The sequence below is a fragment of the Thalassotalea sp. PS06 genome (genome assembly GCF_007197775.1).
Taxonomy (GTDB): Bacteria; Pseudomonadota; Gammaproteobacteria; order Enterobacterales; family Alteromonadaceae; genus Thalassotalea_A.
The window spans coordinates 1,437,140-1,454,097 of sequence record NZ_CP041638.1; the positions used below are offsets into that span (position 1 = coordinate 1,437,140).

The 16,958-nt window shown below is 44.1% G+C and carries 14 protein-coding genes and 1 tRNA gene; 5 read left to right on the top strand and 10 right to left on the bottom strand.

What is annotated here, in order from left to right:
• Positions 1 to 171 precede the first annotated feature (171 nt).
• The 5 genes from nadA to FNC98_RS06320 all read left to right on the top strand — a co-directional run bounded on the left by nadA (position 172) and on the right by FNC98_RS06320 (position 5,678).
• On the top strand, positions 172 to 1,215 hold the full coding sequence (gene nadA, locus FNC98_RS06300; RefSeq protein WP_143580450.1) for a quinolinate synthase NadA: 1,044 nt from the start codon (positions 172 to 174) through the stop codon (positions 1,213 to 1,215).
• Positions 1,216 to 1,694: 479 nt separating this feature from the next.
• Positions 1,695 to 1,782: transfer RNA gene (locus tag FNC98_RS06305), tRNA-Ser, on the top strand.
• Between the two features lie 486 nt (positions 1,783 to 2,268).
• Complete coding sequence (locus FNC98_RS06310) at positions 2,269 to 3,885, top strand: agmatinase family protein (protein ID WP_260680511.1); 1,617 nt, start codon at positions 2,269 to 2,271, stop codon at positions 3,883 to 3,885.
• A 22-nt stretch (positions 3,886 to 3,907) separates the two neighbouring features.
• Positions 3,908 to 4,705, top strand: a complete 798-nt coding sequence (locus FNC98_RS06315; protein ID WP_143580451.1) for a peptidylprolyl isomerase — start codon at positions 3,908 to 3,910, stop codon at positions 4,703 to 4,705.
• Complete coding sequence (locus FNC98_RS06320; RefSeq protein WP_143580452.1) at positions 4,680 to 5,678, top strand: HupE/UreJ family protein; 999 nt, start codon at positions 4,680 to 4,682, stop codon at positions 5,676 to 5,678. The genes FNC98_RS06315 and FNC98_RS06320 overlap by 26 nt, the downstream gene beginning before the upstream one ends.
• A 236-nt stretch (positions 5,679 to 5,914) precedes the next feature.
• On the opposite strand, the gene FNC98_RS06325 is transcribed toward FNC98_RS06320, so the two are convergent.
• The 10 genes from FNC98_RS06325 to FNC98_RS06370 form a co-directional block, all read right to left on the bottom strand.
• Positions 5,915 to 7,039, bottom strand: coding sequence for a type 1 glutamine amidotransferase domain-containing protein (locus tag FNC98_RS06325; protein ID WP_143580453.1), 1,125 nt, complete (start codon positions 7,037 to 7,039; stop codon positions 5,915 to 5,917).
• A gap of 92 nt (positions 7,040 to 7,131) precedes the next feature.
• Entirely contained in the window at positions 7,132 to 8,403 is a 1,272-nt protein-coding gene (locus FNC98_RS06330) for a sensor histidine kinase (protein ID WP_143580454.1), read from the bottom strand.
• Between the two features lie 6 nt (positions 8,404 to 8,409).
• The gene (locus FNC98_RS06335) at positions 8,410 to 9,099 is read right to left on the bottom strand and encodes a response regulator transcription factor (protein WP_143580455.1); all 690 of its coding nucleotides are present in this window, start codon (positions 9,097 to 9,099) and stop codon (positions 8,410 to 8,412) included.
• A gap of 229 nt (positions 9,100 to 9,328) precedes the next feature.
• Positions 9,329 to 9,742 carry a nuclear transport factor 2 family protein gene (locus tag FNC98_RS06340; RefSeq protein WP_143580456.1) on the bottom strand — a complete coding sequence of 138 codons (414 nt, stop codon included), beginning with the start codon at positions 9,740 to 9,742 and terminating at the stop codon, positions 9,329 to 9,331.
• A gap of 265 nt (positions 9,743 to 10,007) precedes the next feature.
• Positions 10,008 to 11,060: a glycerophosphodiester phosphodiesterase gene (glpQ, locus tag FNC98_RS06345; RefSeq protein WP_185968081.1), complete on the bottom strand. Its 1,053-nt coding sequence runs from the start codon at positions 11,058 to 11,060 to the stop codon at positions 10,008 to 10,010.
• A 325-nt stretch (positions 11,061 to 11,385) separates the two neighbouring features.
• On the bottom strand, positions 11,386 to 12,261 hold the full coding sequence (locus FNC98_RS06350; RefSeq protein ID WP_143580458.1) for an amidohydrolase family protein: 876 nt from the start codon (positions 12,259 to 12,261) through the stop codon (positions 11,386 to 11,388).
• Positions 12,262 to 12,264: 3 nt separating this feature from the next.
• Entirely contained in the window at positions 12,265 to 13,113 is an 849-nt protein-coding gene (locus tag FNC98_RS06355) for a nuclear transport factor 2 family protein (RefSeq protein ID WP_143580459.1), read from the bottom strand.
• Positions 13,107 to 14,213 carry an ester cyclase gene (locus tag FNC98_RS06360; protein WP_143580460.1) on the bottom strand — a complete coding sequence of 369 codons (1,107 nt, stop codon included), beginning with the start codon at positions 14,211 to 14,213 and terminating at the stop codon, positions 13,107 to 13,109. The genes FNC98_RS06355 and FNC98_RS06360 overlap by 7 nt, the downstream gene beginning before the upstream one ends.
• An 89-nt stretch (positions 14,214 to 14,302) precedes the next feature.
• Positions 14,303 to 15,268, bottom strand: coding sequence for an ester cyclase (locus FNC98_RS06365; RefSeq protein WP_143580461.1), 966 nt, complete (start codon positions 15,266 to 15,268; stop codon positions 14,303 to 14,305).
• Between the two features lie 11 nt (positions 15,269 to 15,279).
• On the bottom strand, positions 15,280 to 16,890 hold the full coding sequence (locus FNC98_RS06370) for a sodium:solute symporter (protein ID WP_143580462.1): 1,611 nt from the start codon (positions 16,888 to 16,890) through the stop codon (positions 15,280 to 15,282).
• Positions 16,891 to 16,958 lie beyond the last annotated feature (68 nt).

Consider the following 16,958-nt stretch of genomic DNA (forward strand, 5'->3'; position numbering starts at 1 on the left):
CCCGCTACCCGAAGCGATGTCGTTTATCGCATGCTAGAAACGATGTCGTTCATCGTGTGCCAGGAGCAATCTTCGATTGCGTGCTATTTGCTGCTCTTCAGGACTATAGGCATTTAAAATCGATTGATTTATAATATGCGGCAGTTTTTAAGTCCCACGAGTTGTTTACGAATGTTAGAGACCACCTTAGCCGTTGATTTTGATTACACCTTTCCTGCCAAGCCGGCAAAGCTGAGCGATGCGGAGAAAGACGCGTACAAAGATAAAATCAAACAGCTGTTAAAGGAAAAGAACGCGGTTCTAGTTGCCCATTATTACACCGATCCTGAAATTCAGGCATTGGCGGAAGAAACCGGTGGCTGTGTTGCCGATTCTCTGGAGATGGCGCGCTTTGGTAATCAACATCCGGCAGAAACTTTAATTGTCGCTGGTGTTAAGTTCATGGGGGAAACCGCTAAGGTGTTAACCCCTGAAAAAACCGTATTAATGCCAACTTTGGAAGCCACCTGTTCATTGGATCTGGGCTGTCCAATCAAAGAATTTAATGAGTTTTGTGATAAGCACCCGGATCGCATCGTAGTGGTTTATGCAAATACCTCTACCGAAGTAAAAGCTCGCGCGGATTGGATTGTAACCTCATCCTGCGCACTGGAAATCGTAGAGCACCTGGACGAGCAGGGCGAAAAGATTATCTGGGGCCCGGACAAGCACCTTGGCGCTTACATTGAAAAGCAAACCGGTGCTGACATGCTGATGTGGGATGGTGCCTGTATCGTTCATGACGAATTCAAAACCAAAGCTTTGGCAGACATGAAAGCCTTGCATCCAGATGCGGCCGTACTTGTGCATCCAGAGTCTCCAGCTTCCGTCATCGATTTGGCCGATGCTGTTGGTTCAACCAGCCAGCTTATCAAAGCGGCTCAAGAGCTGGATAACAACAAATTCATCGTGGCTACCGATCGCGGTATCTTCTACAAGATGCAGCAGTTGTGCCCGGAAAAAGAATTTTTCGAAGCACCAACCGCAGGTGAGGGCGCAACCTGTAAAAGCTGTGCACATTGCCCCTGGATGGCAATGAACGGCTTAAAAGCCATTCATGATGCCCTAATCGATGGTACCGGTCGAGAAATCTTTGTCGATATGGATCTACGCGACGGCGCATTGAAATCCTTAAACCGCATGCTCGACTTTTCGGCGCAATTAAAGAATCGATAACGGTTTAGCCTTTGTTTATCGGACAAAGGCTAAAAGATGGCAGACTACAGGATACGGATATCTTGGCAAGGTTGCTTTTTCTGCACTCTGCGAGTAACCGAGGTTGGGATCTGTGCTCTGCTGTCTAAGCGAAGTGGACAGTGCACAGAATGAGATGGAAGACTACAGATTACAGAATACGGAAATCTTGGCAAGTTTGCTTTTTCTGAGCACTTCGAGTAACCAAGGTTACGATCTGCAGTCTGCTGTCTAAGCGAAGTGGACAGTGCACAGAATTCAGATGACAGACAGAGCGCTTTTCCTGACCTTTGCGAGTAATCAAGGTTACGATCTGTGCTCTGCCGTCTTTGCCGCTTTTTAGGTGAAAAAAGCGGCAAACAAACTTAAGTTTTCGGATTTCTACTTGCTTCCAAGCAAAATTTTCCCTAACATACGCGCTCATTCACGCACACAGTGTTTGAAACTACAATTCGATTTTAGGTGACGTGTCCGAGTGGCTGAAGGAGCACGCCTGGAAAGTGTGTATACGGAAACGTATCGAGAGTTCGAATCTCTCCGTCACCGCCATTAATAAATAAGGCTCTGGTTTTTACCAGGGCCTTTTTTATTGATACTTGGAGAGATGAGAACTCGGAGTTCGAAAAATTTGTCTGGAGCAAATTTTCACGCGCTTGCGCGCCCGCAGGGTCAAATACAGGACGTATTTGATATATCTCTCCGTCGCCGACATCTATTACATCCATGTGATGTCGGCATACACGACGTCCATGTCGATAACAATCATTTCTTCCATCCCTGGAATGATTGCATACAAAACATCCATGTTTATAACCGTTATCTTTTACATTCATGTGATGTAGGCATACAAAACATCCTTGTTTATAACCGCCATTATTCAGTAAAAAACTCTCTATTATCGTGTGCCAGTTTCGCTGTATTTGGTAAGTGTTGATTGTCAAAAAGGTGATTAATAATGGTCGAAATTTCGTCCAAGTTCATTTGTGTTAAACCAAGTCAATTCATCATGTAAAGTACTGCAACTTGCAGTAAAACTTGAATTTATTTGCTTTCGAGTCGATTATAGAGTTACTAACGATTGAACTAAGGGAAGGTGAAGTCAAGATGCGTACAAAATTAACTCCATGGTTAAGCAAGCATATTGGACGAGGCTTAAAGGCATTAGCATTTACAATGGTACTCGCACCTGTCTCAATAGTTTCACTGGCTCAGGAAGGGGAGAAAGAAAAACTTATTCAACTTCCTGACTGGTTGGCTGAGCGCGTTGCTTCGTTACCTGAAGAGAAGCGCATGTTTCTGCAAAAAAAGGATGCTGAGATTTTTGCGGGTTCACGAGAAAAACTTATTGTTGTTCTCGAAAAAAAATCGACAGAGGAAATCGAAGCGTACATCGACGCAGTTCAATCGACCCTTTCCCAATATGCGTACAACAAAGATTCTGACTTGTCAGCTATTCCATTGAATACAGATTCCTCATGGTTTAATTGGTGGAAAGTCGCGCGTCCAAGGGATGTTGAGCCAAAACGTGAACCAGGGCCTTTTCACGTAAGTCGGTACGCTGAACCAACGAGCGGTATCGCAACTTTTGGTGGGTTTCCTATCGCCTTATACCCAGAAGATCTGATTGCAGGTAAGGTTGAGGTTGCGATTGTTGGCGCACCTCTGGATATGGGGAGCTATCACCGAGGTCAGAAGTTTGGGCCAATGGCAATGCGCAATGAGCAAGGGATCGGCGAAATCGATATGACCACCATGATCAACCCCAGTAAAGAGTTGATGGTTGTCGATTACGGCGATATCGCCGTCGATAACTGGAGCACTGAGGTTACGGTACATCATGTGCGTGAGCGCGTCGCTGAAATTGCTAAAACTGGCGCTATACCTTTTATCATCGGCGGTGACCATAGCCTAGAGTACCCCGATGTTGCAGGCCTTGCAGACGTTCATGGGAAAGGTAGTTTTAGTGTGATTCACTTTGACTCACATTATGATGCCGGCAAAGGTGCCGCTCATTTTATTACCCATGGTCAACCGGTATACCGCCTCATAAAGGAAGGTCACATTCCCGGTAAAAATTTCATACAGGTAGGGTTGCGTGGCGGGTGGCCTGGCAAGGAAGGTTTTGAATGGATGCGAACTAATGGCATGCGATACCATACCATGGCAGAGGTTGAAAAACGTGGCTGGGATGCAGTTATGACAGATGCACTTCGCGAAGCACGGGAGAATACTGAGAAACTCTTTATTTCATTTGACGTTGATGTTCTGGACCCGGCTTTTATTCCAGGCACAGGTACACCAGTCCCAGGCGGACTGACAATGCGTGAAGCGATGCCAATCGTCAGAAATCTTTGCGCACAAAACGATATTATTGGATTTGAACTGGTTGAGCTAGCGCCAAATCTGGACCCAACCTATCGTTCTGCCATGAATGCTAACTATATTGTTAACGCTTGTTTGACGGGCATTGCGATGCACAAAAAGGGCATTTTTGAAGAAAACTACTATTCCGAACTGACCACAGAACACCAGCAACCTGAAGCCGGAATGAAAGCAGTTGCAGCGGAAAAAACGGAAAAAACAGACCCTCTCTATGGCACAGGAAAAAAGCCAGAAGAGAAGAAAAATAGTAATGAGCCAAACGAACGCTGATTTGTGATTTTAGGGAATAGGTATGCTTTTCATTGACCGGTTAATCAAGGATCCGCTCTGGCTGTTTATCTTATGTGGTGCCATCATCTTCAGCGTCCATAGCTATTACAAACCTACCGCAACCTATTCTGTTGATGTTTCCGACTATACCAAAAATCAATTACTTGAAGAGCGAGTTATGCTTCTTGGCAGGCCCTTGCAACAACAAGAGGAAGCGAGAACCATTCAAGCGTTTATTGATAGGGAAATCCTGTTTCTGGAAGCCCTTGAACAAGGGATTCATCGTTACGACCCTAGAGTTCGGGATGTATTAGTCGAGCGAATGCGTCTGGACATGGTCAGCAATATTAACCTTCCTGACGAAGGCGAATTACTGGATTACTATTCCAGTAATCTCGATATATACAAAACGGAATCTGAGATCAGTTTTGACCAGTTTCATTTTCCCGAAGCACCAAAGAACACCACGCAAATATTGTTTCTTTTGGCTAAAGAGCCAGAGTTGAAACACATCGGCAAGGTTCAGCGGCGTAGCTTTGACCGCTACGGAAAAAGTGTACTGCGTGCGCTTTATGATAAGGCTCAGTTGGAGCAGTTAGAGAGGGCTGAACAAGGCAAGTGGTTTGCTATGTCTGTCGGAGACAATGGTTGGTTTGTTACCAGGGTTCGGGAGTGGCATGCCCCGAGGCTGATACCGTACCCAGATATACGAGACCAGGTTAGAATCGATGTAACAACGGCTTTGGAGAGAGAGTCGATCGAAAAGTTCATGCTGAATTTGCGTAAGAAATATCATGTTCGCAACGATACTCAGGGGTAGCACCGCTTACATACTGACATGTCTGCTTTGGACTGGCATTGTACAGGCCGATGTTTTTCAACTCGGCCACCTGCGATTGTCGAGCGCCCCTGGAGATGGGTTTTATGTCTTGAGTGCGACCATTCCGGTATCGAGTTTTTCGAGCGCTGGCATTACTCTTCCACAGGGATGCGAACTAAAGGAAACAAAGCGCACTGACCGCTCACAAAGTATTCGCATTTTTTATAATTTTTATTGCTCAGAACCATTACAGGGAACGATTCGAACGCCCTGGCGTTTGGACGGTGCTCGATTTGTCAACGACGTTTCCTCTCAGCCAAAGCATATACACAATCTAATACCGGGTCCCGCAGGGATTGATATTCCTCTTTTATACCAAAGCGCTAGCCTACAAACACTGTCAACACTCGCGATCACTTATTTGTATGAAGGCATAGAACACATCTGGTTTGGATGGGATCACCTCCTTTTTATTCTCTGCCTTTGTTTTCTTATGCGTGGTCGCCAGTTGATAGCAATAATCACTGCATTTACGCTCGGACACTCACTGACTCTTGGGCTGAGCTATTTCAATGTCCTTTCAGTAGCGGTTGCGCCAGTGGAAAGCCTGATTGCCTTTTCAATAATCTTAATGGCCAGGCAGTCGCTAATGGCAAAAGGCAAACAAGACCTTTACTGGAATTGGAGAATTATATTCATCATTGGAGCCTTTGGTCTGCTTCATGGGTTGGGCTTTGCCAGTGCACTTGCAGAGCTCAGTGCTGCAGAAACTCAGAAGTGGCCCACACTCATTTTTTTCAATTTGGGGGTAGAGGTTGGTCAGATCCTATTTGTCATGGCATTTACACTATTCCAAAAAGTAATCAATTTAGGTAAGCATTACGATCGCGTTCGCAATGGTATTCTGATGTTTACAGGGTGCATAGCAGGTTATTGGTTTGTTGAAAGGTTGGTAACGATTACCGCTTTGTGATCTCGGTACACCCAAATAGTCTCAATTTTATTCACCTTTTTTTCACTACTTCTTTCCACTCTAAGCGAGTCAAACCCTAAGTGACATAACACGCATTGCTGATGTTGGATATAGCGCCTGATGATCTGCTCAGTATGCTGCAATGACTCGGCAAAACATAAAGAGTACTGTTTGCAAACACATCATTTACACAAATGCCGCTAAGACAAAACTCAATATGTTAAGCCCAATAAAAATCATAGTTTTAGCTTTGTTAAAAGGGCATCGGGTATGTTCTGCTCTGGAAAGTTTACTAACCACCATGCGTATTCCTGCTTTGCCTGTTCCTGCAGGTCGAGCTCTAAGTTCGCTGATATCAGTGCAAGTTGGTATCTTGGTTGATATTCGACAACATGATCTCTTAGCTGTGCCATCAACTTTAGTTGGAACCGTTTTTGCTCAGGTGTTTTGGCAATTTGAAAGGCGTAGTATCCATAAAGCGCCATGTAGTTATAATCATATGCACTAGGGTTTTTAGCGATTTCTACATCAATCAGATTAAACCCTTCATTTTCAGCTCTAGAAAGTAAGTCGAAGGTGGCTTCGTCTTTAAACATTTTGCGAACTTTAGGTGTTACGCCGAGTTTTAGTACTAGTGCCTCTGCAGCTTTTGCCACTGACATCGGGTTTTGTGCGGTAATTAAATTTCCGTCTTGTGCCACGTATGGCAACATGGGTTTGTTCGCAACAAAATTAGCGCCACGTTTTTCCAACTCTGTTTGTACGATAAATGGATACAGCTCAATGTGTTCTTTTTTAAAGGCCTGATCTTCGGTAAGCGTAAAACTATTAACGGTTTTTCCCGCTACAAAATAACTGCCATCTTGTAGTTTTATATCAACCAGCGCTGCCGGGCCATGGCAAACCGCCGCTATCGGTTTGTCTTGTTGCGCAAATTTTTGTATCAGGCTTTGTATGCCTCGGTGTTTGGGCAAGTCGAACATTGCGCCATCGCCACCAACAATGAACAAGCCATCGTAGTGTTGTGTCTTGGCTTGTTCAGCTGACAAGGTATTCGCTAACTGGGTTAATGCCTGAGTGTTGTTTTTAAACTGCTGAATATACGGTAAATCATCTTTGTTAGTTTTAACCAGTACCGCACCACCTTGGGGGCTGATAATATCGATGTCGATGCCATTGTTAATCAAGGTCAGGTAACTTTGTGCTAATTCTTCCTGATCATAGCTAAGTGCTGGATTGCCCTGACTTGCATACCCGGAAATAACCAAAGCGATTTTTTTCTGTTTTGTAGTCTTGTCTGCGCTTGCGGCTGTTGCTATGCAACTGACAAGCAGGAATATAACCAATGATAAACTTCTCATTTTAATGTCTCCATTTTGATAATAATTAGATATTAAAGTGAGAAGTGTCGTGCTTTTGTGAAGAAATCGGGCAGGCGCGATATATCGGTGGGCTATTTATCGAAATTTAATGTTAAAACAAAATGTTTTTTAGTCGCGGAAACCAAAACCTGCCAACCACATACATCACTAATGCGTTTCACTAAACTCAATCCATGGCCAATACCCTGGCTGTTTTGGCCTTTTTCGCCGCTTTTTAAAAGCTCGGTTGGTGGCGTCTGGTGATAGGCGTTGGTAAAAGTGATGTCGTTGCAGGTGATTTTTATCGTTACCGATTTTCCCGATGTATAGTGCACGATATTTGACAAAACATTGTTAAACAATATCGATACGAGATTCTCATTAATGGTTTGATAAACGTCTTGTTCGGCTTCTATTTCAAACTCGATATCCTGTCCTTTTGAACTTAGATTAACGTCTGTATTTTGTAATAAGCACTGTTCTAGCAGTTGCGTCAGGTTAGTGTTGCTTAGTTTGGTAGATTCATTTCTTGCTAAAGCGAGTAAGATTTCGGTGGTTTGTTCTAACCGGAGATTGGCGTCATGTAATGTGTGCCAGTCGCTCTGTGACACTTCAGAAAAAGGCTTTGCTAAAAGGTTTTTCGCAATGGTAACCGGCGTTCTAATTTCGTGGCTCACATCTTTGGTAAAGTTGGCTTCTCTGGCCCAGGCTTGAACCAAGCGCTCAAAAGCATCTTTTATTCGGGCTGCCAAGGTACCAATTTCGTTATTCGGGTAGTGGCCTTGAACTTGAATGTCTTCAATGCGTTGGTGTTTACTTACTTGCTCGGCTAATCGATTAAGCGGATGGGTGATTCTTCTGGCCTTAAAAATAGCGACAACGGCAACAACCAGACAACAACACAAACTTAATAACGCCAGCATCCATAAAATTCTCGGCAGAAAATCACGGCTGACTTCAAATCCAGCGACGTCTGCGGATAACACATAGGTTTGGTTTTCGATGGTAAATAACTGCAAGTGAATGGTTCTGCCGTCGGGATAATCAAATTCAACCTTATCCGGCTTTTGTTGCTTTTCTTTCTTAAACTGTGGCGGTAATCCTTGCCAATTAAGGTGCAATGTCATGTAAGAGGAGCGAGGCTGAACTATCTCACCAGTGGCTTTGTAAACTTCTTGAATATATGCCGCTTCATCCATTACCTGACGATTAAAAATATTGTCTTCCACCACCCATGAATAAATTAATAAAAGTGTGCTGTAAAACAGGGTAATGATCAGCACAACAGATACCAGCAACTTACTGATGGCGGTGTTTATCGATCCACTCTTTGCGGTTAGGGCTGGTTTATTGATTGGCTTCATAGATTTCTATTCGTTAATGACCAGCTTAAAGCCGATACCATGCACGGTTTTGATCATCGCTTGTTCGAAAGGTTTATCGACGCCATTTCTCAGGGTATAAATGTGGCTGCGTACCGCGTCGGTTTCCGGGGCATCGTCTCCCCATACTTTTTGAACCAACTCTCTTTTGCTAACCGCATTAGGATAAGCCATAACCAGAATTTCTAAAATGGTAAAATCCGTTTGCGATAACGAGATAGCCTGGCCCTGGCGCTGAACCGTTTTTTGCCCGGTGTCCAGCGTTAGCTCGCCTACGGCGGTGATTTTTTCTTGATGGAGTTTCACTCTCCGACTTAGCGCTAAGCAGCGCATGTATACTTCTTCTAACGCAAAGGGTTTGGTAAGGTAATCATCGGCGCCTTTTTCAAAACCTTGTAATTTATCGTTTAGGCTGTCTCGAGCGGTCAACATCAGAACCGGCAAGTGATGCTTCGCATGATTTTTCAATTGCCCACACAAATCGTATCCATCAGCATCAGGCAGCATTAAATCTAAAATAACCAAGTCAAACACATTGTTTTGTATCAGGTTTAATGCCACTTTACCGCTCGCAGCATAATCGACCAAAACGCCTTTTTGTTCCAGATAAGCCACAACCTGACTGGCAATCTCTTGATTGTCCTCAACCAGCAGGACGGATAGCTTGTATGTTGACATCATAGGCTCCTTAATGATGCTTTATGCGCGACATATACATTTTTCTGTGGCGGCGTATTCATCTCGTGTCGAGGATTCTCCACTGGTATTGTAATGGTTAAGGTAAACCTAAACGTTAGTTCAAGTGGAGTAAACCCCCACCAGTCAGTGTTATTTATCGTGGCCAGGTAGCTTGAACTGAAATCACAACTATAACCATAACCTGAACAATACTTTTGCAGTGCCAGGTTTACCAATACTCTTTAACGAGTGCGATTTTACCTTGATTGAACTCGAACAAGCGCATTAATGGCCGCTCGTCGATGTCTGTTTTACCATTGTTGATTGTTGTCGAGATAAAGGCCACGGTTATCGCGTCAGAACCAACAATTTTTGTAGTTATGACGGAATCCATCGCATCTACAGCCCCTAAATATCGAGATAAACCCTCGATAAATTGCGCCTTGGTTAAATCGGCATTGAAATTCGGGTGTTGATAACGCATGTCATCCCCAAGCAATGCCGCAACCTTATCAATATCTTTTTGAGATGCGCCTTTTACTTTGGTCGCATCCGTTAATTGGATAAATTTTTCAACCAGCTCAATATTTTCTGCGAATGATACAAACGGTAAAAATATAAATAATGCCAAGAGTTTATACATGTTTTTCCTTGACCGTATAACGATTGCTATACATTAACCGAAAAAGTGTCGTAATTTTGTGAAGCTTGCACTTTTTGTCATGATGATAGTACACACGGCTTCCTTGTCGGTATTCATAAATCAAATCGCATTGAGTACATTGGTAATGCGAGGTGTCCACATCATCATGATTGCGGCAACAACTCCGATCAAGGGCACTGAGTTTCCTAAAGAATTTAGCAATATCGAATATGTTTCAAAACATATGTACAGGGTGATAGCTGTATCATTCATTATCCCGATAATAGGCACTAACGTCAGGATAATCGGTAAAAATACCGTCGATACTCAGTTCCTTAAAAAACAGCTGATGCAGCTGCTTGAAGCTAGTGGTGCAGTTTGGTAGCTTGTCGCGCCGAAATGTGAAGGCGTGAACCATAAGACCGCTATTTTGAGCTTGTTGTATCCAGCGCTTTCCGCCCTGATACGAGCAGTCATCGGCAAATACGTGTTTTACATTAATACCAATACCCTGGGCGTAACTGGCGATCTCCTTCAGTCCAGAATCCTCTGCCATGCGTTGATAATTAAACGCCTGGGATTTGCCATCAACATTCTGATAAGCCTGTTGCCAGCCATTTTCGCCAATCAATTGTACGATAGGAATATACCAGTTCGCGTTATCGAGTTTGCCCCTGAGCTTGGTCAGTGCCTTAGCATCAAAACTTTGAATGATAATCGGCGTGTCCGCTAATTGCTGCTGTGCATCCATCAGCTGATTATAGAGTTTGCTGGTGATGTCCTTACCTTGCTCCTGGTGCATTTGTGGCGCTTTGATTTCAATGTACAGACCAACGGGGGCCTCCCGGGTCAAATTTAAGCGTTGGATAAACTCGATTTCTTCTTCGAAGGTAGGGATCTTCATTGACAGCTCCGAAGGAGCGGCGGCAAAAGTACTAAATGGCAGTCTAGCACCGGGGCTTTCAGTAGAAAGCAACTCTAACTGACGAATTTCGTCTAGGGTAAAGTCGATTACATAGTAATTATTATCCGCTCGTTTTTTGTCGGGAAACTTATCAACGACATCGGTTTTGTCCTGCAATGTCAGGTCATGAAAGACAATCAGGTGATTGTCTTTGGTCATCACCAAATCCTGCTCGAGAAAGTCTGCCTTCATGGCATGGGCCAGTGCTTTGCTGGCCAGCGTGTGCTCTGGTAAATAGCCGCTGGCACCACGATGGGCAATGATCATCGGCTTGTCACTTACCCCTGCAGCCTGAAGCTTTGCGCTTATCGGTATGATAAGGGCTGCTTCTATCAACAAAATGCTGTACCACATCGTAGGAAATCTAAGAGTCATAATCTCCAAAAACCACTAACTTTTAATGTTTAACTCACTCAGTCAGAGCACAGGAAGACGTAATTAAAGCTAGGCGATTTATACGAATTACGACAGTTTTAAAGGTATTTAGCGGCACTATTTATTATTGAGGCTCTATGGTTCTCACTAATCTTTATTGCTGGAAAGGTAAGAAATAATGAGCCTATTGGTAAGGTTCCTGACTTTTGTCTATCTCTAAATCCATAGAAAAACGTTGTTGGTGATTCATTTCAAGTGGCGCTAACGGGGTGGTCAGTTTTTCGAGGTTTAAATCTGCCGTGTTTTATTTAAGTTGATAAAAATTACGAGCGGTTTCAACACGTATTTGCTGGCTTTGCCTGATATCTAGTCCTGCACATAGTGTTTGCCATGAATGTATCAATTGGTCGAAACCCATATGCAGTTTATCGACGGGAAAGTTAGAGCCCAGCATGCAGCGTTCAGCCCCGAATATGTCGATCGCAGCGTTGGCATATTTAAGAAAATTTTGCTGATTGAAATTATGGGTGAACATTGAAAAGCCTGATAGCTTAATATGGCAGTTTTTGAGGCTAGCAAATTGTCTCATTGCAAGTTGCCATCGGGAAAATCCGTCAGCGCTTTGATCCCAGGGAGAGGCAAAATGACACAATACCACTTTCAGCTCTGGAACTTGGCGAAGCGCTTGAAAAACGCTTTGGTATTGCTCCTCGGTGAGTTGAAGATCGAACGTAAGACCTCGGTCACTGATTAATGACCAGCCAGATAACCATTCTTCGCTTACAAATTCTGGTAATAAATGATTTTCTGTCGGGCTTTTACCAATCATATGCCGCACGCCTTTTACATGCGGACAGACGCTCTGATCGAGTAATTGCTGCTCGAGATTTTTTTGGCGCACGTCAACGGCCGCAACAATGGCGCCTATGGGCGCTCCTTGTTCTATATAAGTTTCTATTAACTGGCTCTCACGAACATTATGTTCTTCTATACAACCAACCTGAATATGCACACTTGTTGTAATTGATTGTTGATGGTCGCTCTGATAATCCTTAGGTAAGTAATTTTTCCTGATAGGGTCAGGCTGACCAAAAAAACGCTTACTGCCCCTGGCCTCTAGCCAGGGGTAAGATATCTCACCCATATCCCACAGGTGGTGATGGGAGTCGATGAACGTCATTTGTTAGCGGTCAAACAGCGTTGAAGCCGGAAAGCGTTTCTGGAATGCCAATACATCGGTAGTGGTGAGCTCTTCGTTAACCTTGCCATGGTGAAAGTTAAGCAGTGTTGTCATTGGCACACGGATCCGTTGTCCCGCATCGTCGCCATCAAGATACCATTTAACTGCAGCCTTATTTTGCTCAACGATGACGTGTTCAAGTTGCACAAAGACACGGGTAAGGTGATTAAATTTAGCAAGTACAAAATCAAACAGTCCATCGCCATTCACTTCGCTTTCAATAGTTGGCAGTTTGATTTTTGCATTTTCGTCGTAAACCTGTTGTATGGTGTGCAACTCACTTTTCGCCCACACAGACCACCACAGATCAAGCAATTGGCTGGTTGAAGAGTCAGCGTTACAAATACTCGACGGCTTCACTAATTCCGATTGCAGATGGTCCTGCTGATCGTAATCGGCAATGATCAGAGGGTCCGGTGTCGGCAACTGTTTTATTAATGAAGCTTCGTCAATTCCAGAGGCGTCCGCCAACGCGAGCGTGTCTATGGTGGCAGATGCAGATTTTATCACTTTGTTATTGGTTTCAAGCCAAAACGTGTAGTGAATATCTTTATTGGTTACCGGTTGTATAAATGTCAGATCAATGGCCATGAATTGATCCTGGTGAATCATTTTCGTTTGTTTTAATTCACAGCGGCCTGCAATAGATAACCAGTGTTGAGGCACCGAGCGAAGCTGATCTTCGCCATAGTGGTTTTTGTTGTGTTGCTGCCAGGCTGACGAGTGCAGCAGGTTGTCTGTAAACACCGCAATATCGCCACGACAAAAAGTGTTGATCAAGGCTGTTAACATGATGCGACTCCTGTATCTGCATTTGCACGTTGATAATCTTTAATCAAGTTGGCATAGGCTGCGACTTCGTCAAACACTGTCCATTCCTGTTGTATTTTATTGTCAATAATGCGCAAGTGCGTCGATGCTAAAACAAAGTAATCCTGACCGTTAAATTTACTCAGCTTAGAGTCGCCGGAATGAAATGTACCGGCAATCGACCAGCGAATAGCGATATCCTCGCCTTTGTCTTCAAAATCAGTAACACCTACGTGATCAACGGTAGCTCTGGCGTCCGGTACCTGCGATAAAAAGCGAATCAGAACGCCTTTAATACCAGGAATGCCAACTGCTTCCACGCCGCCTGGCCATTGCACTTTTGCATTCAGGTGATATAACTCGGCCGCATGGCTAAAGGATTTTTGATTGAATAATTGATCAATCCAGCGGTTTGCTATTGCCAATGCATTATCAGCAATTTTCGTCGGCCATTGGTGTTCACTGGGCTCCCCGGCTTTGACTCGTTTAATCTCATTCTGACGCCATTGCTCGAATGTGGCATTGTCGGGTAATTGTGCGAAATGATGCGCAGCTTCAAGAACATCAAGACCTAGCTGTTTAACCAAGAAACTGTTATCCCGCATTAACCATTCGTAGACGATTTTATTTTCATAACAGATACAGTCAGCGATGGTCGTAACCCGGCCGGTTTTTCCGGTAGCAGGCCCAAATTCAGAAGGGCCTTTATTGGTCATGATACTGGTAATGCGGTGCGAAGAGTAATAGCCATACTCTTCTCCCAGATCCCGCCAAATTACGTTTTCGCCAATTAACGAGCGATCGGGGAAAGCACCTATGGTTTTTAGGGTGTTCTTCACCACAGTTTCAACGTCATCGGAGTAACCACCTAACGTGTGCACCGGACAGTATTCGCCGTAATAATCTACACACAGGCCGATATTCTTTTGTTCCCAGATTCGGTGGGTTATACGAATAATGTAATCGACAATATCGATAAATTCGGGATCAAACCCTTTTAAAGTCTGTACTTTGTTACCTTCAGGCGATAAGAGCTCAGGTAAGTTTTTCCAGTAAAGTTGTGTAACCTTTTGCTGCGACATAATGATAAAATTCTTGTTATCTTCCAATAAATCATGACTTCGAAGTCATTTTAAGTCAAATCAATAAGTTATGTTTTAGTTAATTGGCATTAAGAGTGCGCTTGATTGAATGTGTCATTCATTATCGCGAAGACATCGAGTCCCATTTGCTTGCACATATGAATGATATCAATGCCAACCCAGTTCTCGACCAGTAGGCTGCCTTCGCGGCGCCAAATATCCATAACCCGTAATTCTAGATTCTTGCCACTTGGCGGTAATCCCAACCAGCCGCCAGCCAAGTGACTGCCGTGCATATGTGGCCAGCCGCCCGTTGCAACGTAATTCCCTTGCTTTACGATGGTAGCTTTATGGTCAACTACGCGGTCAGGGAAGCTAAAAACAAATGGACCTTGATGGTGGCGACGAAACCCTTCGATACCGCGCGTCGTGCCGATACCTGCCGGGCCATACCACATAAAATCAGGATGCCAGTAGTTTTCTAGTTTCATGCTTTGCAGTGACTTGCCATCGAAACGACCCAGTTCATCAAGCATGTTCATAACCAGCTGCTCTGATGCATTTGCCTGCTCAGGGGATTCCTCAGGCGGATTTAAGCCGTCCATCGTCGAAGGCGGCATGATCAGCCCATCATGCCCTAAGCTTTTGCGAAGCGGATTGACACCGGCTTGATTCATTACATCGAGAAAATCGAGAATAATGTAGTAATCCTTGATTTTACCTTGTTCTAGTTTCACTAGCTCGGTAAAGCGCAGGTATAAGGTCTTTTGCGTGGCTCTGATATTCAGTAACGGCGCTTTAAAGGTACCGACAAAATAGCCTGTCGCTGCAATCCAGGTACTGCCTTCATAGTCACTGGAAAACTCGATAAACGCTTTGCGCTGAATGTCGGGCAATGCAGTTTTAAGTAACTGCCAGTATTGCTTTTGCAGCTCTGAATACCCCTGAATTGTATCGATAGGGTAGGAGGCGTGCAGGCGCATATCTTCACAGGCGACATCAGACAAACGCTGTTGCTTGTCCAGGGCTTGATAAAACTGATTGATGATAGACATGTGTTAACTCCTTAAACCATGAACTGTAAGCCGCCAAGGAACAGTAAGGTGGCGATAAAGAAGGCAAACAGCCAGTAGTTAATCGGATCGACTTTTCCTGGTACCCGATACCAACCATTCTCTTTTTCGGCAAGACCTTCTCGGGCAAACTTAAGTTGTTGTCCTTTTATGGTGTACTCCGAAAGGATTTCCTGCTTACCATCGATCAAACGACTCGCAATCAAGGTCACAATGCCATTAACGCCTGCGCCGATAAGACAGTACCACGGCCAGGCAATATCGGTGCCGATAGCCACTGCTGCGACAACAATAAAACCGGTAAGTGTACCTACCAAAAGACCGTTTTCGGTGGCTTGTTTGGAAAAGAATCCAAGCGCAAACATACCCAGCTGAGCACCAACAAAGTAGGAGCCAACTTTACTCAGCACTTCTAAAATAGAGCCGGTACTGTGTAAGTGATACATAATTGCCGGGAATATGATTAACAGTGCCCAGAATAAGGTGAAGAAACGGGATACTTTCAGGTAATGGGCTTCCGATTGATTTTTCTTAAAGTACTTTTTATAGAAATCGATGGTTGAAACGGTCGACAGGGAATTGAACGCTGAATCCAGGCTCGACATCGATGCTGCCATTACTGCTGCGGCGATTATCCCCATTAACCCTGGCATGCCATAGTCGGCCGCAAATTGCAGGATTATGGTATTGTCATTATCAAAAGGCTTGCCCTGATAATAGCTGTAAAATAGCACGCCCAGAATAATAAAGAACAAGTAGATAAAGAAAGCGGCAAAACCCATTAATAAGTAAGACTTTTTCGCATCACCTATGTTTTTCGCTGCAAGAGTACGCTGAACCATCATCTGATTGGTACCATAGACGGTCGTATGATAGAGCGTCATTGCGATAATACCACTCCAGACAGTCGTAGTGGCGGTAAAGTCCCAATCAGTCAAGAGGGGATTGAGTTTACCTTCTGCCTTTAATTGTGCCAGTGAATCCATTACCGAGAAATCACTCTCGTTGGTAAGCGCATAGAAAATAATACCGGCACCAACAAATAAAATGACCGACTGAATTACATCGGTCCAGATCACCGCGGTAATTCCACCCAGGACCGTATAGACCAAAGCAATAACTGTCACGATAACAATTGCAGCGATGACATCTATGCCGGTTATAAAGCTTAATACTACAGACGTTGCATATAGCACTGCCGCAGAGGACATGGTTTGCGATACCAGCCAGATTGAAGAAATTAATGCTCTGGCGCGTTTACCAAATCGTTTTTCCTGATACTCATAAATGGAGGCAACGCCAGCGTTATAAAAGAACGGAAAGAAGAAAATAATCACCGCCATGATCACCAAAGGGTAGTTAAGATGAATCGCGATCACACTTAACCCTTCTTTGTATGCCCAGGCAGGTGCGCCCAGAAATGTCATGGCACTTACATAGGTTGCCACAACGGAAATACCAATTGCCCACCAGGGGGTGGTTTTTTGTCCAAGATAAAAGTCCTGGTCGGATTTGATTTTTTTTCCGATAACCAGGCCTAATGCCAGATTCGCGATGATATACGCGATCAAAATGCTCCAGTTTAATGCGCCAAATTCAATCATGACTTGCTGTTACTTCCCATTTTTATCGTTATATTTATTGATTAGCTGGATGCATCATATTATCAATT